At 70.5% G+C, this 19,713-nt stretch carries 18 protein-coding genes and 2 pseudogenes; 12 read left to right on the forward strand and 8 right to left on the reverse strand.

Translation table 11 applies throughout. From position 1 onward, the window contains the following. Nucleotides 1–2: 2 nt before the first annotated feature. The gene (locus tag CIB93_RS00730; protein WP_096622917.1) at nucleotides 3–1,313 is read left to right on the forward strand and encodes a hypothetical protein; all 1,311 of its coding nucleotides are present in this window, start codon (nucleotides 3–5) and stop codon (nucleotides 1,311–1,313) included. A gap of 28 nt (nucleotides 1,314–1,341) precedes the next feature. On the opposite strand, the pseudogene CIB93_RS00735 reads toward CIB93_RS00730, so the two are convergent. The 3 genes and pseudogenes from CIB93_RS00735 to CIB93_RS00745 form a co-directional block, all read right to left on the reverse strand. Further along, nucleotides 1,342–2,221 (reverse strand): annotated as a pseudogene (locus tag CIB93_RS00735) (IS5 family transposase). A 43-nt stretch (nucleotides 2,222–2,264) separates the two neighbouring features. After that, nucleotides 2,265–2,882, reverse strand: a complete 618-nt coding sequence (locus CIB93_RS00740) for a DUF1707 domain-containing protein (protein ID WP_096622919.1) — start codon at nucleotides 2,880–2,882, stop codon at nucleotides 2,265–2,267. 226 nt (nucleotides 2,883–3,108) lie between these two features. Further along, nucleotides 3,109–4,104 carry an ATP-binding protein gene (locus CIB93_RS00745; protein ID WP_096622921.1) on the reverse strand — a complete coding sequence of 332 codons (996 nt, stop codon included), beginning with the start codon at nucleotides 4,102–4,104 and terminating at the stop codon, nucleotides 3,109–3,111. A 102-nt stretch (nucleotides 4,105–4,206) separates the two neighbouring features. Between CIB93_RS00745 and CIB93_RS00750 the strand changes: the two genes are divergently transcribed. Further along, entirely contained in the window at nucleotides 4,207–5,031 is an 825-nt protein-coding gene (locus tag CIB93_RS00750) for an oxidoreductase (protein ID WP_096622923.1), read from the forward strand. A gap of 430 nt (nucleotides 5,032–5,461) precedes the next feature. Here CIB93_RS00750 and CIB93_RS00755 read toward each other — a convergent pair whose 3' ends face one another. Then, complete coding sequence (locus CIB93_RS00755) at nucleotides 5,462–6,307, reverse strand: HAD family phosphatase (RefSeq protein WP_096622925.1); 846 nt, start codon at nucleotides 6,305–6,307, stop codon at nucleotides 5,462–5,464. Nucleotides 6,308–6,850: 543 nt separating this feature from the next. Here CIB93_RS00755 and ssd point away from each other — a divergent pair. From ssd to CIB93_RS00790, 7 genes and pseudogenes are all read left to right on the forward strand, one after another. Continuing rightward, a complete protein-coding gene (gene ssd / locus CIB93_RS00760; protein WP_096622927.1) occupies nucleotides 6,851–7,987 on the forward strand; it encodes a septum site-determining protein Ssd in 1,137 nt (378 codons plus the stop codon). Further along, entirely contained in the window at nucleotides 7,984–9,132 is a 1,149-nt protein-coding gene (locus CIB93_RS00765; protein ID WP_096622929.1) for a TadA family conjugal transfer-associated ATPase, read from the forward strand. Before ssd ends, CIB93_RS00765 begins: the two co-directional genes overlap by 4 nt. Next, on the forward strand, nucleotides 9,129–10,070 hold the full coding sequence (locus tag CIB93_RS00770; protein WP_257001944.1) for a type II secretion system F family protein: 942 nt from the start codon (nucleotides 9,129–9,131) through the stop codon (nucleotides 10,068–10,070). The genes CIB93_RS00765 and CIB93_RS00770 overlap by 4 nt, the downstream gene beginning before the upstream one ends. Further along, nucleotides 10,067–10,924, forward strand: coding sequence for a type II secretion system F family protein (locus CIB93_RS00775; RefSeq protein ID WP_096622933.1), 858 nt, complete (start codon nucleotides 10,067–10,069; stop codon nucleotides 10,922–10,924). The genes CIB93_RS00770 and CIB93_RS00775 overlap by 4 nt, the downstream gene beginning before the upstream one ends. A 238-nt stretch (nucleotides 10,925–11,162) precedes the next feature. Next, a complete protein-coding gene (locus CIB93_RS00780; RefSeq protein ID WP_096622935.1) occupies nucleotides 11,163–11,429 on the forward strand; it encodes a DUF4244 domain-containing protein in 267 nt (88 codons plus the stop codon). Nucleotides 11,430–11,520: 91 nt separating this feature from the next. Further along, a complete protein-coding gene (locus tag CIB93_RS00785; protein ID WP_096622937.1) occupies nucleotides 11,521–11,913 on the forward strand; it encodes a TadE family type IV pilus minor pilin in 393 nt (130 codons plus the stop codon). Nucleotides 11,914–12,257: 344 nt separating this feature from the next. Then, a pseudogene (locus tag CIB93_RS00790) lies at nucleotides 12,258–12,500 on the forward strand (Rv3654c family TadE-like protein); the annotation flags it as partial. A 132-nt stretch (nucleotides 12,501–12,632) separates the two neighbouring features. Here CIB93_RS00790 and CIB93_RS00795 read toward each other — a convergent pair. Further along, on the reverse strand, nucleotides 12,633–13,094 hold the full coding sequence (locus CIB93_RS00795; RefSeq protein ID WP_096622939.1) for a hypothetical protein: 462 nt from the start codon (nucleotides 13,092–13,094) through the stop codon (nucleotides 12,633–12,635). A 96-nt stretch (nucleotides 13,095–13,190) separates the two neighbouring features. After that, nucleotides 13,191–14,405 carry a hypothetical protein gene (locus CIB93_RS00800; RefSeq protein ID WP_096622941.1) on the reverse strand — a complete coding sequence of 405 codons (1,215 nt, stop codon included), beginning with the start codon at nucleotides 14,403–14,405 and terminating at the stop codon, nucleotides 13,191–13,193. A gap of 372 nt (nucleotides 14,406–14,777) precedes the next feature. Here CIB93_RS00800 and CIB93_RS00805 point away from each other — a divergent pair, with 372 nt between their 5' ends. Continuing rightward, the gene (locus tag CIB93_RS00805; RefSeq protein ID WP_096623043.1) at nucleotides 14,778–15,125 is read left to right on the forward strand and encodes a helix-turn-helix transcriptional regulator; all 348 of its coding nucleotides are present in this window, start codon (nucleotides 14,778–14,780) and stop codon (nucleotides 15,123–15,125) included. A 46-nt stretch (nucleotides 15,126–15,171) separates the two neighbouring features. Here the strand turns inward: CIB93_RS00805 and CIB93_RS00810 are convergent, their stop codons facing one another. Then, nucleotides 15,172–15,648: a DUF3515 family protein gene (locus CIB93_RS00810; RefSeq protein ID WP_096622943.1), complete on the reverse strand. Its 477-nt coding sequence runs from the start codon at nucleotides 15,646–15,648 to the stop codon at nucleotides 15,172–15,174. A gap of 205 nt (nucleotides 15,649–15,853) precedes the next feature. On the opposite strand from CIB93_RS00810, the gene CIB93_RS00815 reads away from it, so the two are divergent. Together CIB93_RS00815 and CIB93_RS00820 are read left to right on the forward strand one after the other, a co-directional pair. After that, the gene (locus CIB93_RS00815; protein WP_096622945.1) at nucleotides 15,854–16,360 is read left to right on the forward strand and encodes an RICIN domain-containing protein; all 507 of its coding nucleotides are present in this window, start codon (nucleotides 15,854–15,856) and stop codon (nucleotides 16,358–16,360) included. 120 nt (nucleotides 16,361–16,480) lie between these two features. Continuing rightward, entirely contained in the window at nucleotides 16,481–17,041 is a 561-nt protein-coding gene (locus CIB93_RS00820) for a TlpA disulfide reductase family protein (RefSeq protein WP_257001945.1), read from the forward strand. A 133-nt stretch (nucleotides 17,042–17,174) separates the two neighbouring features. Here CIB93_RS00820 and CIB93_RS00825 read toward each other — a convergent pair whose 3' ends face one another. Then, the gene (locus CIB93_RS00825; RefSeq protein ID WP_096622947.1) at nucleotides 17,175–19,658 is read right to left on the reverse strand and encodes a DEAD/DEAH box helicase; all 2,484 of its coding nucleotides are present in this window, start codon (nucleotides 19,656–19,658) and stop codon (nucleotides 17,175–17,177) included. Nucleotides 19,659–19,713 lie beyond the last annotated feature (55 nt).

The following is a 19,713-nucleotide window of genomic DNA, read 5'->3' on the forward strand; positions in this document are numbered from 1 at the left end:
GGATGATGGCCGCCACGAAGAGGATCGCCTTGGGCGTCATGGCCACGGCTGTGGCCGCCGTACTCGCGGGCTGTTCCGGCGCCGGGTCCGGAGGGCCCGCGACCGGGGGAGCGGGAGCCGGTGCGGAGAAGGGGGCGCACGGCGCCAAGGAGAACGCACCCGAGGCTCCCCCGAAGAACGCGGTCAAGCTCATCGGGGACGGATCCACCGCCTTCACCGGGGTTCAGCCGAAGATCCCGACCGCCGAACGCCTGGCGCCCGGTCAGAAGCCCCCGCAGTTCGTGGTGTTCTCCTGGGACGGGGCCGGGGAGGACAGCCAGAAGCTCTTCTCCCACTTCCGCGGCGTGGCCAAGAAGTACAACGCCACCATGACGTACTTCCTCAGCGGTGTGTATCTGCTGCCGGAGGAGAAGCGGGACCTCTACAACCCGCCCAAGCACGCGCCGGGCCGTTCCGACATCGGCTTCAACGACACCGAGGGCATCCGCAACACCCTCGCCGAGGTCCGTGCCGCCTGGAAGGACGGCAACGAGATCGGCACCCACTTCAACGGACACTTCTGCGGCGCGGACGGCGGCGTCGGGACCTGGTCCGTCGAGGAGTGGAGGAGCGAGATCGAGCAGGCGAAAGCTTTCGTCAAGAGCTGGAAGAGCAACGCTCCGGAGCTGAAGGGCGAGGCCCCGCTCCCCTTCGACTACGACAAGGAACTGATCGGCGCCCGGACTCCCTGCCTCGAAGGGCAGAAGAACATGGTCGCCGCGGCCCGGGACATGGGCTTCCGCTACGACTCCAGCGGCGTCGGCAACCAGGTCTGGCCCAAGAAGAAGAACGGGGTCTGGGACATCCCGCTCCAGCTCGTCCCGATGCCCGGCCGCGCCTTCGAGACCCTCTCGATGGACTACAACTTCATGGTCAACCAGTCCGGTACGGCCACGCAGGGCGACCCCTCGAAGCACGAGTTCTGGGGAAACCAGATGAGGGACGGCCTCCTCCAGGCCTTCGACCGCTCGTACAACGGCAACCGGGCGCCGCTGATCATCGGCAACCACTTCGAGTCCTGGAACGGCGGCACCTACATGCGCGCCATCGAGGAGACCATCGCGCGGGTGTGCACCAAGGAGGGCGTGCGCTGCGTGTCCTTCCGGCAGCTCGCCGACTGGCTGGATGCCCAAGACCCGAACGTGCTGGCCAAGCTCACGACGCTCGGCGTCGGCCAGGCGCCGAAGGAGGGTTGGTCGTCCTACCTGGGAGCCCAGCCCGCTGCCGCATCGCCTGCGGGCAAGACGGCGGGCAAGGGGGCGGGCAGGGAGTAGAGGCCTAGCAGCCGTGTTCGAAATGTGGTCACAAGGCCTGGCGAATCAAAGTGAGTTGAACGGTAGCTTCGTAGCGGACGGCGAGTTTTTCGTACCGCGTCGCGACCCCTCTGGCCTGCTTGAGGGGCCCAATCCGGCATTCGACTTTGCGCCTGGCCTTGTATCGCTCACGGTCGAAGCCGGGCGGGCGACCACCGGTCGAACCCCTGCGAAGGCGGTGCCCGGCCTGGTCGCGCTTCTCCGGAATGGTGTGCGGGATCTGCCGGCGACGCAGGTACTGGCGGATCTGACGGGAGGAGTACGCGCGGTCGGCCAGGACGTGAGCAGGTCGGGTGCGCGGAGGTCCGCCACCGATCCGCGGAACACTGATGCGGTCCATAACCCCGGTGAACACCGGGGCATCGGCTCACTGCCCAGCGGTGACCACAGCGGCCAGAACGTGAAACGAGGCGTCAACAGCCAGGTGGATCCTGGTGGTCAGGCCGCCGCGCGAGCGGCCAGGCGCGTGGTCGTCCGGCTCGGCCGCCAGGCCGCCGGGAGTCGCCCCGGCCCGGATCAGCAGCCCTCCTTCTCCTCGCCCCGGCGGCGTGCTGGTGGGCCCGGCGGATCGTGGAATCGACCGACACCTCCCACACGAGATGCCCGGCAGCATCGGCCTTGCCCTGCAACTTCTTCAAGACTCTGGCCCAAGTGCCGTCGATCTGCCAGCGGCGGAAGAGCGTGTACGCGGTATCCCACGGACCGTACCGCTCGGGTATGTCCCGCCACGGCGAGCCCGTGCGAGCACGCCACCAGATCCCGTCGAAGACCTGCCGCCGATGCCGTGGCGGACGCCCCATAGTCGGTATCGGCGGCAACAGCCGCTCCAGCCAAACCCACTGTTCGCCCGTCAGATCGCCACGAGCCATTCCAAGATCGTTTCAGATCTTGGTCAACACCTCGGCACGCGTCCTAGCCCTGCGCCGGGTTGCTTCGCAGCTTGCACTGTTCCCGGCGGTTGGGGTGGCGGATGATTACTCCCCCCATGCCGCCGGCCCCGGTGAGCCGGATCAGCGGAGTCCCTGGAAGCCGGTCGGGAGTGGTCTTGTCGGTCAGGCCGCCGACGCCGGGATCCATGCCGTTGGTGTCCGCGGCCCAGCCGTCGGGGATGACGATCGTGACACCAGATGTCTCCCCGTACGCCTCCACTGCGACCTCCATGAGGCGGCACTCAACCCGGGTGAAGTCAACCTTCACACCCCCCACGCCTCCGTGAGCGATCACGCGCCCGGGAACCTCCCAGCGCCCGGGGCCTCGAGACGCGCCACTCATGCCGCCCTTGAGCACCAGTGGCGGCTGGCTCTCAGCGGACTTCGGCCTCGGCAAGTCGGCGGTCAGGACGGCCAACTGGGCATGAGTCTTGGACGTCAGCGCCTGCTCCAGGCGTGAATCCAGCTCATCGAAATCGATTCGCCCCTCGGCTGCCGCATCGCGCAGCTGCTCCACCACTGCTTCCCGGTCGTCGTGAGAGGCGCGGAGCTCTCCTGGCGGAGCAGGGTGCGGAGAGGGCTCCGGAGGCTGGGCAGTCATGGCCACAAGGATAAGCAGCCAGCGGACTGAGCGGACTGGGACTGCACATCTCAAACACCGCTTAGCAGCCCGCCTGGCAGGCCGCCCCCCCCGGCCTTCGCCCGGCCCACCTGGTCCCCGCCCGGCCCACCCGGCCCCTGCCCGGCCCCGGAGGGCGGCAGGGGCCGGGCAGATGGCTCCGGCGCTGCGGGGGGCCGCTGCGGCGTGCGCGGGGCGGTGTGACGGGTCAGGCGGGTGCGGCGACGCCCGCCCCGACGCGCTGCTCGTCGAGCACGAAGGCGGGGTCGACCTGGGCGGCCAGGTCGGCGCCCGTCTTCTCGTTGCCCCAGCTCTCGGCGTTCTTCAGGTGGAAGTGCACCATCTGCCGCGTGTAGCGCTCCCAGTCGCGGAGCTCGTACGAATCCTCGGCGGCGTCCTGGAGGGTCTGCAAGGCCATCCGGTTGTCGGCCTCCAGCAGCTCGAACCGGGACGGTCGGCCCTTCTCCATCGCCCGTACCCAATCGGAGTGGCCGACCCCGACCAGCAGGTCGTCGCCGACCTCCGAGCGCAGGAAGTCCAGGTCGTCCGGGCCCTGCACCTTGTTGCCGACGACCTTCAGCGCGACGCCGAAGTCCCGGGCGTACTCCTTGTACTGGCGGTACACCGACACTCCCTTACGAGTCGGCTCCGCGACCAGGAATGTCATGTCGAAGCGGGTGAACATCCCCGAGGCGAACGAGTCCGAGCCTGCCGTCATGTCGACCACGACGTACTCGTCCGGGCCGTCGACCAAGTGATTGAGGCAGAGCTCTACGGCTCCGACTTTGGAGTGGTAGCAGGCGACGCCGAGATCGGACTCCGTGAAGGGGCCGGTCGCCATCAGCCGGATGTCGCCGTCGTCGAGCAGGACCGTCCGCGCACAGGCGTCGAAGATCGGATTGTCCTCGCGGACCCGCAGCAGCCGTGAGCCCTCGCCGGGGGGAGTCGTCTTGATCATCGTCGCGGCGGAGGCGATGCGCGGGTTGGTGCCACGCAGGTAGTCCTTGATGAGCGGCAGGTGCGCACCCATGGCGGGCAGCGCGGCTGCCTCCGCCTCGTCCAGGCCGAGTGCGGCCCCCAGGTGCTGGTTGATATCGGCGTCCACGGCGATGACGTGGGCTTCATTGGCGGCGAGGTGGCGGATGAAGAGCGAGGACAGCGTGGTCTTTCCGCTGCCGCCCTTCCCGACGAAAGCGATCTTCATGTTCACCTAGGGTAGCGGCATGATCTCTTTGTGTTGTCGATGTTCGTGAAGAAGGCCACTTGAGGGTGGTCCGGGTGGAGTGGGCGCGTAGCCTCGCTACTTATGAGTACGACTGCCTCAGACCCGCTCGCCGCGCTCGGCGCTCTGCCCGGGGTGCCCGACGCCGTGGACTCCGTACGCAAGGCCGTCGACCGTGTGTACGGTCACCGCGTCATGCGGCGCCGCAGCAACGAGGTCACGGCCGAAGCCGCGCTGCGGGGTTCCCGTGGATCGGCCGCGCTGGCCGGTGCCGACTGGAATCTTGAGGAGGTGCGGCGGCGTACCGACTTCAGTGGTGACGGCGAGACGCGCACGGTCGGCGCCGCCCTGCGGCTCACCGCGGAAGCGGGTCAACTCCTTTCCATCTGGCGGCAGTCGCCGCTGCGGGTACTGGCTCGGCTGCATCTGGTGGCGGCCGGCGGGGCGACCCCCGACGATGCGGTGGGCCGGCCCAGGCTGGCGGGTGAATCCGTCGACGAACCGCTGGTCGAGGCTCCGCTCCCCGATGCCGACGAGGTTGCCGGACGACTGGAAGGGCTCTCTCAGCTGATCATCGCGGGCGGTACGGCCCCCGCCCTGGTCACGGCCGCCGTGGTGCACGGTGAGCTGCTCGCGCTGCGCCCCTTCGGTTCCCACAATGGCCTGGTCGCTCGCACCGCCGAGCGCATTGTCCTGATCGGCAGCGGGCTGGACCCGAAGTCGATCTGCCCGGCCGAGGTGGGGCACGCGGAGCAGGGCCGGGCGGCCTACGTCGCGGCACTCGAGGGCTACACAGCCGGGACCCCGGAGGGGATGGCCGCCTGGATCGCGCACTGCGGGCGGGCGGTCGAGCTGGGTGTGCGCGAGTCGACGGCGGTGTGCGAGGCATTGCAGCGCGGCGCGGCGTAGGCGGCGTCCGGCCGGGCGGCAGGGGCCCGGCGGGTGACGGCGCCCCGGGCAAGGGTTGCGGCGGTACCGAGGTGCGGTACCGCCGCTGGCACGTCCGCCCAGTTACCAAGCGTCCTCGATATGTGCCCATCAGGTCGGGTGCTTTGCCCGTCACCTGGTGCGGCTGGCCCGTAATCGACGGGTCGACGTCGCGTGGGTGCTCGACTTCCGTGCTCGGTCCGTGGGGCCGTCTTGCGTCACAGGTCATCCTCGCGGATGTCCTTGGTCTCGCGGGCCGTTGAGTCCTTTCTACTCCAGTGCCAGGGGAAGGGAAACCCCTGGCCCCACTTCTTTACTTTTAGGTTCAATCAAGGGCGAATCGGGCGGGCCTTTCTCTGGCGAGGGGCCCGGCCCCCGGAGGGGCCTCGCCGGCGAGGCCTCGGTCCGGGGTTCACCCGGGCAGGGCTGCTCCGGCGGTGCGTCGGCGGTTGGCGTACCAGACCAGCCCCGCTGTGACCGTGGCCGCACCGACCGCGGCCGCTGCCACCAGGGCGGGGCGGGGCGGCAGTGAGAACGCGGGCAGGCGTTTCTTGAGCCGGACCGGGCGGTTGAAGACGAGAATCGGCCACTCGCGAAGGGTCGCTTCGCGGCGCAGCGCGCGGTCAGGGTTGACCGCGTGCGGGTGCCCGACCGATTCCAGCATCGGTACGTCGGTCGCCGAGTCGCTGTAGGCGTAGCAGCGCGAGAGGTCGTACCCCTCGGAGGCGGCGAGGGTCCTCACGGCCTCGGCCTTGGTCGGCCCGTAGGCGTAGTACTCGACCTCCCCCGTGAAACAGCCGTCGTCGCCGACGACCATGCGTGTGGCGACCACGCGGTCGGCGCCGAGCAGTTCCCCGATCGGCTCGACCACTTCCGCGCCCGAGGTCGAAACGATGACCACGTCGCGTCCTGCCATGTGGTGTTCTTCGATGAGGGTGGCGGCCTCGTCGTAGATGATCGGGTCGATCAGGTCGTGCAGGGTCTCGGCGACGATCTCCTTGACCTGCTGGACGTTCCATCCCTTGCAGAGGGCGGAGAGGTATTCACGCATCCGCTCCATCTGGTCGTGATCGGCGCCCCCGGCAAGGAACACGAACTGTGCGTACGCGGTGCGCAGTACGGCGCGGCGGTTGATCAGTCCGCCTTGGTAGAAGGACTTGCTGAAGGTCAGCGTCGAAGACTTCGCAATGACCGTCTTGTCCAGGTCAAAGAAGGCTGCTGTGCGCGGCGAGAAGCGGTTTTCCACAACGCTGAGCATAGGGGCCCACCATTCGGCGTAAAATCCGGCGCGTGGGTTTGCCTGAGAAGGCCCTCGGGTACACCATGGAAGTCACGGATCGTTCGCGACCGTGCTAACCCGGTCCGACTCCTCCCCCCCCCCCGAGGCGGCCGTGGGGACGACCCCCGCCCTCCCCCCCCCCCGAGTCGGCCGTGGAGACGACCCCCGCTCTCCCCCCCGGCGGGGGTCGTCGCATGTCCGGACGCATTTTCACGGGCGAGATCCACTTCAGCCTCCCAGTCGGCCGTCATCGGCCTGATCGTGCGAGCCGTCGATGCGCGCCTCGTCTTGTCACAGTGTGTAACGGGCGGGCTGCTCTCCGGAAGTCGCTGGTATGGGTGACGGAGATATTCACAAGGTCGAAGTTGTCCACAGTTTTTCAGCAAGATCCACACGTTTTTCCGTTGTGCTGCACGTTGATTCCACCCGCGAAGTCCGCGGGTGCCGGAATCGCGCATCTCGGAAACGTTCCGAGATCGCCGCGAACCGTACTGAAGGGGCAGTGAGAAGGGGGCGGAGATCGTGGCTGGATCCCTGGCTGAAGAAGGGGTGGCGATCGCCGAAGGGCGGCGTGGAGGCCCGCTGATCGTGACGGAAGACGTGGAGTTGCTCGACGACCTGCTGCGGCTGTGCGCGGCAGCGGGGGCCGAGCCGGAAGTCCACCACGGGCCGCCCGGGCGACGGGGCGGCTGGGAGCGGGCTCCGATGGTTCTGGTGGGGGAAGACGCCGCCGTGCGATGCCGGGGCGCCGGCCGCAGGCGGGGCGTGATGCTGGTCGGGCGGGACCAGGACGACCCGGACGTGTGGCGGCGTGCGGTGGAGATCGGGGCCGAATACGTGCTGCGGCTGCCCGACTCCGAGGGCTGGCTCGTCGACCAGATCGCCAATGCGGCCGAAGGGGTGGGGAAGCCCGCGCTCACGGTCGGCGTGATGGGCGGACGGGGCGGCTCCGGCGCGTCCACGCTGGCCTGCGCCCTCGCGGTGAGTGCGGCCCGATCGGGGCGGCGCACGATGCTGATCGACGCCGACCCCTTGGGCGGAGGAATCGACGTCCTGCTCGGCGGGGAGCGCGCCGAAGGTATGCGGTGGCCGGATTTCGCCCATTCGAAGGGGCGCCTCGGCGGGGGAGCCCTGGAGGACTCGCTGCCCGCTCTCCACGGGCTGCGGGTGCTGAGCTGGGGCCGTGACGACGAGGTGGTGATCCCGCCGCAGGCCATGCGAGCGGTGCTGGCCGCCGCCCGTCGGCTCGGCGGCGTGGTGGTCGTGGATCTGCCGCGCCGGGTCGACGAGGGCGTCGCGGAAGCCCTGGCTCAGCTCGATCTCGGTCTGCTCGTGGTCCCGGGCGAACTGCGAGCCGTCGCAGCCGCCAAACGCGTGGCCTCCCTGGCCGGAATAGTGCTGGACGACCTGCGCGTCGTGCCCCGCGGACCGTATGCGGCAGGCCTGGACGAGCAGTGGGTGGCCCAGGCCATCGGGCTCCCGCTCATCGGCGAACTGCCCCTGGAGTCAGGGCTTCTGGCCTCCCAGGGCAGCGGCACCCCGCCCGGTGGCAACGCCCGCGGCCCGCTGGCCCGCTTCTGCGCGGCCTTCTGGCAGCAGGCGGCGGCCGCAGGAGACACCGGCGCCGCGACGGGTCCGGCCGGGGGAGGCGCGCCATGACCGACGCGCTGCTCGACGCCGTACGGCAGCGGTTGGCGCGCAGTGGTACCGCTCCCACCCCGGCCGGAGTGGCGGCCGCTCTGCGGGCCCAGGGGCGGCTGCTGGGCGATGCCGAGGTGCTGGGGGCGGCGGCGGAGCTGCGGGGCGAACTCGTTGGCACGGGAGTGCTGGAACCCCTGCTCGCGGACCCGGCGGTGACCGATGTGCTGGTCTCCGCGCCGGACCGGGTGTGGGTGGACCGGGGCGGCGGGCTCCAGCTGACGGGTGTCACCTTCCCGGACGCGGCGGCGGTGCGGCGACTGGCTCAGCGCCTCGCCGCGGTGGCGGGCCGGCGACTGGACGACGCGCGGCCGTGGGTGGACGCACGGTTGCCGGACGGCACCCGGATGCATGCCGTGCTGCCTCCGGTGTCGGTCGGCTCGACCTGCCTCTCCCTGCGGGTGGTGCGGCCGCGGGCCTTCTCGCTCGCGGAGTTGGTGGAGGCGGGCACGGTCCCGCCGGGCGGCGACCGGATTCTGCGGTGCTTGGTCGAAGCCCGGCTCTCGTATCTGATCAGCGGAGGCACGGGGGCGGGCAAGACGACTCTCCTCGCCAGTCTGCTGGGTGCGGTCGGGGCGGACGAGCGGATCGTGCTCGCCGAGGACTCCGCCGAACTGCGGCCGGACCACCCACATGTGGTCCGCCTGGAGTCCCGCCCCGCCAACCAGGAAGGGGCAGGGAAGGTGACACTGCGGGACCTGGTGCGGCAGGCGCTGCGCATGCGCCCCGACCGGCTGGTGGTCGGCGAGGTGCGGGGCGTCGAAGTTCTCGAACTCCTGGCGGCCCTGAACACCGGCCACGAAGGCGGATGCGGCACGGTCCACGCGAACGCGGCCGAGCACGTTCCGGCCCGACTGGAGGCGCTTGGGACCGCGGCCGGTCTCGACCGGGTCGCCCTCCACAGCCAGTTGGCGGCCGCGCTCTCGGTGGTCGTACACCTCGTGCGGGACCGCTCGGGGCAACGGCGGATCGCCGAGGTGCACGTTCTGGACCGGGATGAGGCGGGGCTGGTCGTCACGGTCCCCGCACTGGCCTGGGGCATCGACGGCTTCGTTCCGGAGCGGGGATGGGAACGGCTGCGGTCGCTGGTCGGAGGTGTGCTGTGACAGGGGGAACGTCGGTACAGGCGACCCACATCGCGGCCCTCTGCGCCGGTTCTGCGGTGTGGCTCACCATGATGCGGGACCCGGGGGCCCGGCGGGCGCGGGTGCTGTTCGTGGGCGTTCGGCCCGAGCCGCTTCGGTCGTGGAGCCGGTGGCCGGGGCTGCCCAAGGCTTGGGATCGGCTGCGGGAGTTGACCGGTCGGCGTCGGGAGTGGTGGTGCGTTCCGATCGCGGTGCTGCTCGCTGTGCTGGGCGGCTCGGTGCTGCCCTTGGTCGCTGGAGCCGTGGCGGTTCCGTTGGTGCGGCGGTGGTTGCGCGGTCGGGCCGGACGGAGGGAGAGGGAGCGCAGGGCGGACGCGGTGGCGTCGTTGTGCGGAGCCGTGGTCGGGGAGCTTCGTGCCGGTCAGGAGCCGGGGCAGGCGTTGCTGGCCGCGTTGCGCGACTGCGAGGCGGCGGGCCGCGACCGGGTGGCGGACGGAGGTGCGTCGGTGAGTGCCCGCCCCGGTGCGTGGCTGGGGGATGCGGAGGCCGCGGTGCTGGCGGCGGCGCGGTTCGGGGGTGATGTGCCGAGGGCGCTGCGGCAGGCGGCGGAAGGGGCGGGGCTTGAAGGGCTGTCCGGGATGGCTGCGTGCTGGCGGGTGGCCGTCGACGGCGGGGCGGGGCTGGCGGCCGGGCTAGACCGCTTGGAGACGGCGTTGCGGGAGGACCGGCGTCAACGGGAAGCCCTGCGGGCCCAGCTGGCGGGAGCCTGGTCGACCGTCGTGGTCCTGGCGCTGCTCCCGGTCGCGGGCCTGGGGCTGGGAGCAGCGCTCGGAGCCGAGCCCCTGCGCGTGCTGCTGCACTCCCCGGGCGGACTGTTCTGCCTGGCAGTGGGCGGCTTCCTGGAGGCGGCCGGACTGTTCTGGGCCTGCCGGATCGTACGCGGAGGGGAGGCGACGTGAGTGTGATGGGCGGGGAAGTTCTCCACAGCCTGGGGATGGCGGCGGCAGCGTTCGGTGCGGCAGTGCTATCGGGGCTTGTGTGGGCCGTCGGGCGCCGGGAGCGAGCTGTTCGCGGGCGGGGCGCGTTGCTGCTGGGGACGGTCCCGGGCGCACGAGCCGGGTGGTGTAGCCGGGTGACCGCATGGATCAGGACGAGCGGCGGGGACGGTTCCGCCGGGAGTGCTGGGGGTGTCGGGGTCGGCGGCGTTGCAGGGCGGTGGGCGGCGCCTGCCGGGGTCTGGCTGACTGGATGGATCCTGGTGGGTGGTGCGAGGGGATGCGCTGTCGGTTTGGCTGCGGCGTACGGGATGTGGCGTTGGCAGCGGAGCCGGACCCGGCAACGTTCGGGCCGGGCTCACCAGGAGCAAGCCGTGATCGCCGGGCAGCTTCCGCTCGCCGCGGATCTGCTGGCGGCCTGTATCGCTGTCGGGGCAGGGCCCCGGGAGGCGGCGGAGGCGGTCGGCGAATCCATCGGCGGCCCGGTCGGCGACGGGCTCGCCCGTACCGCCGCCGAGATCCGCCTCGGCGGCGAACCGGCCGAGGCGTGGAGCCGCCTCGGGGAGATACCGGGTGCGGGTTCGCTGGCCCGCTGTCTGCACCGGGCCGGATCGACAGGTGCACCGGCCGCTGAGCCGGTCGCCGCACTCGCCAGGGCGATGCGGGCCGAGCGGGCCGATGCGGCCGTGGCCCGGGCACAACGGGCCGGGGTGCTGATCACCGCACCGGTCGGGCTCTGCTTCCTCCCGGCCTTCCTGGCGGTCGGGGTGGCACCGGTGATCATCGGGCTGGCAGGTGGACTGCTCGGGGCCGGTTAGGGAGATCCGGCTCGGTCGCTCCGCGGGCCTTCGGGGCCGGTGGGGCCCACAGGGCCAGCAGGGCCCACGGGCCTTCGGGGCCGGTGGTCCGGGAGGTTGCGGGAGGTCGGTGGGCCAGCGCGTGGCTCGGGCCGCGACTCGGTTGCCACCAGCGAAGCCTCGGCTTGTCAGCTCAGCCGTCACTCATGGGTGTTCCGTTCGGGCGCCCACTCGATATCGATGCTCATCGGGGGATGAAATGGAAACGAAGTTCTGGGACCGGGCCGTCGGCGCACTGTGCCGAACGCGGCCGTCGATGTGGCTGTCGGACCGGCAGACCAAGTGGACCGCACGGTGGTCGGGGCGGCTCGGCCGGTCGGATCGCGGGATGACCACATCCGAATACGCGGTGGGGACCATCGCGGCATGCGCCTTCGCCGCGGTGCTCTACAAGGTGGTCAACAGCGGGCCGGTGCTGTCGGCCATGCAGTCCCTGGTCGAGGACGCGCTCGATGCGAAGTTCTGAGGGCGGGGCCGGATGCGGGCGGGGGGCCGCCGCCCGCGAACGGCACCGGTGCGAGGGGCGAAAGGCTGCCGGGCGGCGGAGCCCGGAACGGATGTGCGACAGGAGTGTGGTTCGGAGCCTGATCTGCTCCAGGCGCCGGGATCGTGGGGCGGTGACCGCTGAGGCGGCCGTGGTGATCCCGGTGCTGGTGGCCTTCGCCTTGGCGCTGCTCTGGGCGCTGGTGGCGGCCTCGGACCAGATCCGGTGCGTGGACGCGGCGCGGGCGGGGGCGCGGGCCGCGGCACGTTCGGAGCCGGAGGCGGCGGTGCTGGCAGCCGCGCGGGACGCTGCGCCCGGCGGAGCCCGCGTCGAGGTGGTGAGGGCGGGGGACCTGTGGCGCGTCCGGGTGGAGGCGCCGACCCCGGGCCCGGGCGCGTTGGCTCTCACGCTGCGTGCCGAGGCGGCAGCCCTGGCCGAGGACATGGTGGGGAGCGCTGGGCCATGAAGACGGCGTACGTCAAGGTCCGGGGGCGGAGTCTGCGCCGCCGGAGCAAGGCCCGGGGCCGGGGCACTGGCCGGATCCTGGCCCAGGATCGGGACCGCGACGACGCCCGGGACCGCGATGACGCCCGGGACCGCGGCTTGGGTCTGGGCCGGGCCCGCGACCGGTGCCGACGCCGGGACCCGCTCCCGTGCCGGCACCCGTGCGGGTTCAGGCTTCGGAGTCGGGACCCGCTTCGGCTCCACGCTCCGCTTCGGGGGGCCCGGTTCCCGCCCCTGGTCCGGCATTGGACGAAGCCCCGGGGCGGGTGGCCGGGTGGGGTGCGGTCGCAGAGGATGGATCGAGGGATGGCGACGGTGTGGGTGGCTGTGACCACGGCGACCCTGTGCACGGTGTTCGCACTGGTTCTCGCCCTGGGGCAGGCCGTGGCCGCACGTCACCAGGCGGGCGGCGCAGCGGATTTGGCGGCCCTCGCCGCTGCGGATCGGGCGCTGGAGGGGGCGGAGGTCGCCTGCGGGGCGGCCCGGAGGGTGGCCCTGGCGCAGCACGCTGTGCTCGTCCGCTGCGCGGTGCACGGGGAAATCGCCGATGTGGTCGCCCGGTCGAGCTTCGGGCCCTACAGGCCCGCTGTCCGGGCCCGGGCCGGCCCTCCAGTTGCTCTCGACGCGGTGGTGGTCGGCAGGTTCGGCCGGGTCGATTCGGCCGCGAGCCTTCTCAAGGCGTCAGCTGGTGGGACGGCTCGGCTGCTCCGCCGTGAGCGCCGGTGCGACCACGACCTCCAGGTTCCCCGAGCGCCAGCCCGACAGCCCCCACGCCGCGGGGAGCTGGAGGCTGAAGAGAGCGAAGATGCCGGTCACGAACGCGCTGTCGACCGGTGCTTCGTCCCCGGTGGCCCAGGCGGTGATTCCTCCACACAGCAACAGGACAGCTGTGTAGAGGAGTCCGTCGGTCACGATCACACGCCAGCGCGGAAGGGGCTGCAGGAAGCGGCGGGCGGCGGTCAGAGCCACGACGGCGGCGACCGGGAAGACCAGCTCCCAGGGGTCCGCCGCTCTCCCGGCGCTCCAGTCGTCGTGCCCGTCGGAGAGGACCAGCAGTGCGAGTTCGACGCCCAGGCCGACCAGCCAGGACACGACGGTTACGGTCAGCGCGTACGAGAGAGCGCCGCGCCATGTGACAGTCATGTCTACCCCTTTCGAACGGGACGCCGGGTGGCGTCCTGTCCCGCTTCATCGTCCCACCGGGGCCTTCCGCTGTGGTTGTGGGGTGGGTGGGTGGGGTCAGTAACCACCGCTGTTTCCGATGGTGCCGCGCTCGCACATCGGCTGGGACAGGCACAGAAGGCTGCCACCCTTCGACCGGTGCACGACCTTGGTGGAGTGCTTCTTCCCTCGGTGGCCGAACAGGTACAGCTCGTGATCCGGCGCCTTGCGGTACTTGCCGGTGGCGTAGAAGTCGCCGTTGCGGGCCAGGCGCATGTCGAAGGTGGCCCCGACCCCGGCTCGGCGGGGCCCGGACGAGGGGCAGAACGGGTCGGTGGCCTCGATCGTGCCGCGTACGGCACGGGTCTTTCCGTTGTGCTTCGTCATCGCACGGAAGTCGATCTTCTTCGTGCTGGCCTTGCGCTTGGCAACGAACTTCCCGGACTTGGCCTTGTAGACCTTGGTCCATCCCGTCTTGGGGAACAGGTCGTACGAGGACTTGTTCCAGTGGATGACACCCCGGACCCCGGCCCGGAAGCGGGGCCCGGTGATCTTCTTGGAGTATCCGCGGTTGTCTCCGGCGTACTTGTAACCGGAGGTGTACTTGCAGCCGGAGACCGAGCCGAGCTTCTTCGGCACGGTGGCCCACTTCTGACGGATGAAAGACCGCCAGACCACGGTGGTCTTGGTGTACTTCTTCGCCTTGGCCTCGATCTGCCGCGCGGTGGCGGCGAGCGTGGCGGGGTCGTCGTCGGTGGGCACGGTGGCGTTCAGCCCCCAGGTGTGGCCGACGCCTCCCTTGGTCTCCCCGACGACGGTGTACGAGACCTCGGAGCCCGGGGTGACGGCGGTGTCACGGAGGCTGTGACCGGTCGCCTCACCGATCTCGGTGCCGTCGCGGTACACCGTGTAACGGGTGGCGCCGAGATCCGGCCAGGACAGGTCGACGAACGTGGACGAGGCGGCCCAGGCGGCGCGTTCCGCCTTGTTGGGAGAGGAGGCGAGGGTGTTGTCGGCGACCGCACGCTGGCTGCCGAGGGCGAGAACCTGGGTATCGGTGGCGGTGCCGACGTAGTTCTTGACGGTCTGGATGCTGCTGCTCTGTGCGCTCCGAAGGACCCTCGTGGCACCGAACTTTCCGCTGTCGGCGTCGAGGACGAAGGCGGCTTCGGTGGAAGAGGCGGCAGCCCTCGGCTGGACCGGGGCGGGTGCTGCGGCGGTGAGGCTGCCGATGAGGAGGGACGCTCCGGTGGCCGTGAGGATGCCGGTGCGGAGCCGTGCCTGTATGGGCATAGGAGGGTGATCTTCCTCTCGTGTCAGGTGGATGCCGCGCGCCTGGCCGCTTCGGCCGCCATACGGGGAAGGCGAGTTGCACACGTGGCAGCGATCCCCGGGGGCAGTGGCCGGCCTGCCCTGAACCCCGTGGTTCTGGCGGCGCGTGATCCTCAACGAGGTTATGGGGATGGATGGTTGGGTGACATTGTCCCTTCAGGCATGGCCCGAAAGGGACCCTCCCGAAAGGTCAATGCGGCGTATGTGAACCGGACTTATGGACTTTGTGTTGACCGTGTCCGCGTCAGAGGGAGCGGTACGCTGATAGCTGGTCTCTGTTGCCACCAGGCCACGGGGGTCTGCTGGAAGGGGCGGGGATCAGGAAGGACCGGAATGACCACACGGTCCGAGGCGGGAGACGCGACCTGTCCATACCTGCGCACGGGGCGCGATCCCAGGAGCGCTGCATGGCGGTTGGAGAGCCTTACCGGCCGGGAGAAGGAAGTCCTTCTGCTGCTCGGTATGGGCCTGGGCAACAGACAGTTGGCTCAGGAGCTGGGTATCGCGGAGCGAACGGTGAAGGCGCATATAGCGAGCATCGTGGGCAAGATCGGGCAGGAGACGCGGACGCAGGCCGCGATCGTGTCGGCTCTGGCGCATGACGTGCTGTGTTCCGATCCGTCGTGCACGCGGCACCCGGCGAAGGTTTCCGGCCGCCATCGGGGGCATGCCGCCGCGTGATGAGGGTCTTGCGCCCGCGCCGTGCCAGGTGCGGGCGCAAGGCTGATCAGTCCGGCTGAACGCACTGCGCGGTCTGCTCGATCGGCGAGATCAGGGCCGAGAGCTCGACGAGCACCTCGTCGGGCGCCTTGAGGGACTGGGTGACGGTGACCTCGGTGGCCGGGGTGCGGCCGTAGGTGGTGATCACCTTGCTGGTGTCGGTTGACCTCGCGCTGTCGATGACCCAGTCGACGCCGTCGGCTGCGAAGCAGGGGTCTGTGGTGGGGCCGAGTTCGGGTACGCCGCAGCGAAGAACGATGTCGCTGTCTCCCCAGACGGCGACTCCGGGCAACTCGGTGGCGTGGTGTGCGTGCCCTGCCAGCTTGCCTGGAGCGCTTTCCGTGATGCGCTCGCACTGGGGGTTGCCGGCTTCGGCGCCCGGCCGGATGTCGTAGTGGGGCTCCTTGGTCACGACGAACGCAAGCGCGGCGGCGACGGCCACGACTGCAGCCGCCAGAGGAAGGGTTGTGCGTTTGCTGGGCATGCTCAACGGTTCGTCTTCCCGGCGAGAGGGAGATGGTCGGGCGACACGTTATGGCATGGGGTGAAGCGGAGGGAATGAGGGGCGCGCGTATTGCCCATTGGGGCAATGCCCCTTTGGACACCTCCCCAAGAGACGTGGTGGACAGAGGGGTTCACTTCTAGGTTCGGGCGCTCAGCCTTTTGTTTCCTCGTGGAGGGGGACCTCGATGTACAAAGCAACCGGTTCGCTCGTACTGGCCGCAGTCGCCGCAGGGTCGTTGCCGCTGCTTTCGACGCCTGCCCAGGCGGCTCCGCAGGCGAAGAACCCGTACACGCACACCCGGCTGGAGCGAGTGTGGGCGCCGGGCAACTGCCTGTCGATGGGTGGCAGCAGGAAGAACAACGCGCGACTGGTCCTGGCCAAGTGCGCCAAGGCCTACAAGACGCAGAGGTGGACACTGAAGCGAGTTTCCAAGAACAAGTCGGTGTTCACCATCAAGAACGACAAGTCCGGGAAGTGCCTGGTCGTCGGCGCCAAGAGCCGTCTGGTGCAGAGCACCTGCAACTCGGCGAAGAAGAGCCACCAGTGGGCGCTCAGCGGCTCGAAGATCTACAGCAAGTCGAAGGGCAAGGTCATCGCCTCGAAGTCCACGAAGGCGGGCTCACACCCGTATCTGGAGAAGAGCAGCGGATCGAACAAGGCCCGCGGGCGCCAGGAATGGGGCCTGTCCTGACGGAAATGCCCGGACGCCCCCTTTTCCGTCCGGGGCTCGGACTTCTCCCGGGTCCGGACCGGTGTATTCAGCCCCTCCCGCGTGCAGGCCATGCGGGAGGCGGTGGCATCATCGACGAGTGTGAAGACGCTAAGAGCCTCAATTGCGGCGGCCCTTCTGCTCGCTGCGCTGGCGGGCTGCTCGACATCTCCGCCGCCCGCGGACGACGTCCGCAGGCCCGGGCCGCTCAAGTCCTATGCCCCCGCCGACCGGGTCGCGATGCCCGAGCTTTCCGGTGAGCGTGTGGGTGGCGATGGGCAGGTCAGCCTGAAGGGGCTGCGGGGCAAGGTCGTCGTGGTCAACGCGTGGGCGTCGTGGTGCGGCCCGTGTCGTGCGGAGGCTCCGGAACTCTCCCGGGTGCACGAGGAGTTGCAGGGCAAGGGCCTGCGGGTGGTGGGGGTCAACGCGGACGTTTCGGTCGAGGCGGCGCGCTCCTTCGAGAGGGACGCGGGGCTCGTCTATCCGAGCCTGCACGACCCGCAGGGGCGGCAGCTTCTCCGGCTGCCGAAGGGCGTCGTCAACACCACCGGCTATCCGTTCACGATCATCGTCGACCCGGAGGGGCGGATCGCGGCGGCACGGATCGGGGCGATCAGTGAAGCGGAGCTGAAGAGGCTCGTCAGGCCGCTGCTCCCGTCCTGACCTGCTGCCCCCTCAGGCCGCTGCTCCCGGCCTGACTCGTCAGACCTCGCTGCCAATCCTGCCCGTCAGACCTGTCCGCCAGTCTTCCCTCAGGCCTCTGCCAGGCCTCTGCCAGGCCTCTGCCAGGCCTCTGTCAGGCCTGCCCGTCAGTCCGTCCGGCCGACGGCTCCGGTGGTGCTGCTCGGAGGAGTTCGGTGAGGAGGCGTACGGCGCCGCGTTTGTGCAGGGGGTCGTTGCCGTTGCCGCACTTGGGGGACTGGATGCAGGAGGGGCAGCCCGCCTCGCACTCGCAGGAGGCGATGGCTTCACGGGTCGCCGTCAGCCACGTACGGGCGGTGTGGAAGGCGCGCTCGGCGAACCCGGCGCCGCCCGGGTGGCCGTCGTACACGAAGACCGTCGGCAGCAGGGTGTCCGGGTGGAGCGGTACCGATACGCCGCCGATGTCCCACCGGTCGCAGGTGGCGAAGAGGGGCAGAAGGCCGATCGAGGCGTGTTCGGCGGCGTGGAGGGCGCCGCCGAGGATCTCCGGGTTGATCCGGGCTGCGTCGAGCTGGTCCTCGGTGACGGTCCACCAGACGGCTCGGGTGCGCAGGGTCCGGGGCGGCAGGTCGAGCTTGGTCTCGCCCAGGACCTCGCCGGTGATGAGTTTGCGACGGAGGAAGGAGACGACCTGGTTGGTGACCTCGACGGAGCCGTAACAGAGCCGCCCCTGCCCCCAGGGGACTTCGGTGTCGGTCTCCAGGACGCTGATGGCCGTGGTGTCGCGGGCGACGGTGGAGTACGGCGGGTCGGCCTGCTCTACCAGGGCGACGGAGTCCTCCAGATCCAGTTTCCGGACCAGGTGGGTGCGGCCCTGGTGGAGATGGACGGCGCCCTCGTGGACGGCGGTGTGGGCGGCGGCCGCGTCGACGGTGCCCAGCAGGCGTCCGGTGCCCTCCTCGACGATCTGGACGGGGCGGCCGCCCCCGCCCCGGATGTCGGCGAGGTCGACGGCTCGTTCGCGGCGCGTCCAGTGCCAGCCCGACGCCCGCTTGCGCAGCAGCTTCGCCGCCTCCAGCTGCGGGAGCAGTTCGGGCACGGCGGGGCCGAAGAGCGCGATGTCGGTTTCGGTGAGGGGCAGTTCGGCGGCCGCCGCACACAGATGGGGGGCGAGGACGTAGGGGTTGTCCGGGTCCAGCACGGTCGACTCCACGGGCTGTTGGAACAGCGCCTCGGGGTGGTGCACCAGGTAGGTGTCCAGCGGATCGTCCCGGGCCACCAGGACGGCGAGGGCGCCCTGGCCCGAGCGGCCGGCGCGGCCCGCCTGCTGCCAGAGGGAGGCCCGGGTGCCCGGGTAGCCGGAGATGACGACCGCGTCGAGGCCGGAGACGTCGATGCCGAGCTCCAGGGCGGTGGTGGCGGCCAGTCCGAGCAGCTCGCCGGAGTGCAGCGCCCTCTCCAGGGCCCGCCGCTCCTCGGGGAGGTAACCGCCCCGGTAGGCGGCGATCCGCTTCGGCAGCGAGCGGTCCACCTCCGCGAGGCGCTCCTTGGCGATCACCGAGATCAGTTCGGCGCCGCGCCGGGAGCGTACGAAGGCGACCGAGCGGACGCCCTGGACGGTCAGGTCGGTGAGCAGCTCGGCGGTCTCGGCCGTCGCCGTACGGCGTACGGGGGCACCTTTCTCGCCGTGCAGGTCGGTCAGCGGGGGCTCCCAGAGGGCGAAGACCAGCTCGCCGCGCGGGGAGGCGTCGTCGGACACCTCACGGACCGGCAGGCCTGTGAGGCGCCCTGCGGCCACCGCGGGGTCCGCCGCGGTGGCCGAGGCGAGGAGGAAGACCGGATCTGCCCCGTAGCGGGCACACAGGCGGCGCAGACGGCGCAGGACCTGGGCGACGTGCGAGCCGAAGACGCCCCGGTAGGTGTGGCACTCGTCGATCACGACGTACCGCAGGGCGCGCAGGAAGGAGGACCAGCGGGGGTGGGAGGGCAGTATTCCGCGGTGCAGCATGTCGGGGTTGGTCAGGACGTAGTTCGCGTACTGGCGCACCCACTCGCGTTCCTCGACCGGGGTGTCGCCGTCGTAGACCGCGGGCCGGACGGCATTGCCGAGCGGAGCCGCCAGGGCTTTCACCGAGCGCCGCTGATCCGCTGCCAGGGCCTTGGTGGGGGCGAGGTACAGGGCGGTGGCGCCGCGGCCGTTCGGGGCCTCGGAGCCGTCCAGGAGGGTACTGAGGACCGGTGCGAGGTACGCGAGGGACTTCCCGGAGGCCGTGCCGGTGGCGATCACGGCGGACTCGCCGTCCAGCGCGTGCTCGGCGGCGGTCGCCTGATGCGCCCACGGATGGTCGATTCCGGCTTTTTCGATCGCCGAGATCACTTCTGGCCGGATGCGATCCGGCCAGATGGCATGGGTTCCCGATCGTGGGGGCAGGTGCTCCGTATGAGTGATGCGCGCGGCCCGGCCCGCCCCTGTGGCGAGCCGGTCGAGGATCATGGCGGGAGAGGGGCGCGAGTCCCCACTCTCGGGTGGTCGTCCGGGACGGTGATTCTTGGCCATCGGCACCGAGTGTGTCACTGGCGTGACGGACAATGGTCCCAAGGCGTCGTGCATGGCTGCTGGTAAGTGATTGAATGCCATCGCGGCTGGCGATCCGTCCCCTGGCCTCCGTCGGGGAGACTGAGGGGCGACCGCT

Source organism: Streptomyces sp. WZ.A104 (assembly GCF_002382885.1).
Lineage (GTDB): Bacteria > Actinomycetota > Actinomycetes > Streptomycetales > Streptomycetaceae > Streptomyces.

Bases quoted from the DNA above. Each gene is read 5' to 3' on its own strand.
- CIB93_RS00740 (WP_096622919.1), bottom strand. From the start codon at position 2,882: ATGACTGCCCAGCCTCCGGAGCCCTCTCCGCACCCTGCTCCGCCAGGA.
- CIB93_RS00815 (WP_096622945.1), top strand. From the start codon at position 15,854: ATGTACAAAGCAACCGGTTCGCTCGTACTGGCCGCAGTCGCCGCAGGG.
- CIB93_RS00805 (WP_096623043.1), top strand. From the start codon at position 14,778: ATGACCACACGGTCCGAGGCGGGAGACGCGACCTGTCCATACCTGCGC.
- CIB93_RS00785 (WP_096622937.1), top strand. From the start codon at position 11,521: ATGTGCGACAGGAGTGTGGTTCGGAGCCTGATCTGCTCCAGGCGCCGG.
- CIB93_RS00765 (WP_096622929.1), top strand. From the start codon at position 7,984: ATGACCGACGCGCTGCTCGACGCCGTACGGCAGCGGTTGGCGCGCAGT.
- CIB93_RS00825 (WP_096622947.1), bottom strand. From the start codon at position 19,658: ATGGCATTCAATCACTTACCAGCAGCCATGCACGACGCCTTGGGACCA.
- CIB93_RS00795 (WP_096622939.1), bottom strand. From the start codon at position 13,094: ATGACTGTCACATGGCGCGGCGCTCTCTCGTACGCGCTGACCGTAACC.
- CIB93_RS00810 (WP_096622943.1), bottom strand. From the start codon at position 15,648: ATGCCCAGCAAACGCACAACCCTTCCTCTGGCGGCTGCAGTCGTGGCC.
- CIB93_RS00730 (WP_096622917.1), top strand. From the start codon at position 3: ATGATGGCCGCCACGAAGAGGATCGCCTTGGGCGTCATGGCCACGGCT.
- CIB93_RS00800 (WP_096622941.1), bottom strand. From the start codon at position 14,405: ATGCCCATACAGGCACGGCTCCGCACCGGCATCCTCACGGCCACCGGA.
- CIB93_RS00780 (WP_096622935.1), top strand. From the start codon at position 11,163: ATGGAAACGAAGTTCTGGGACCGGGCCGTCGGCGCACTGTGCCGAACG.
- CIB93_RS00745 (WP_096622921.1), bottom strand. From the start codon at position 4,104: ATGAAGATCGCTTTCGTCGGGAAGGGCGGCAGCGGAAAGACCACGCTG.
- CIB93_RS00750 (WP_096622923.1), top strand. From the start codon at position 4,207: ATGAGTACGACTGCCTCAGACCCGCTCGCCGCGCTCGGCGCTCTGCCC.
- CIB93_RS00755 (WP_096622925.1), bottom strand. From the start codon at position 6,307: ATGCTCAGCGTTGTGGAAAACCGCTTCTCGCCGCGCACAGCAGCCTTC.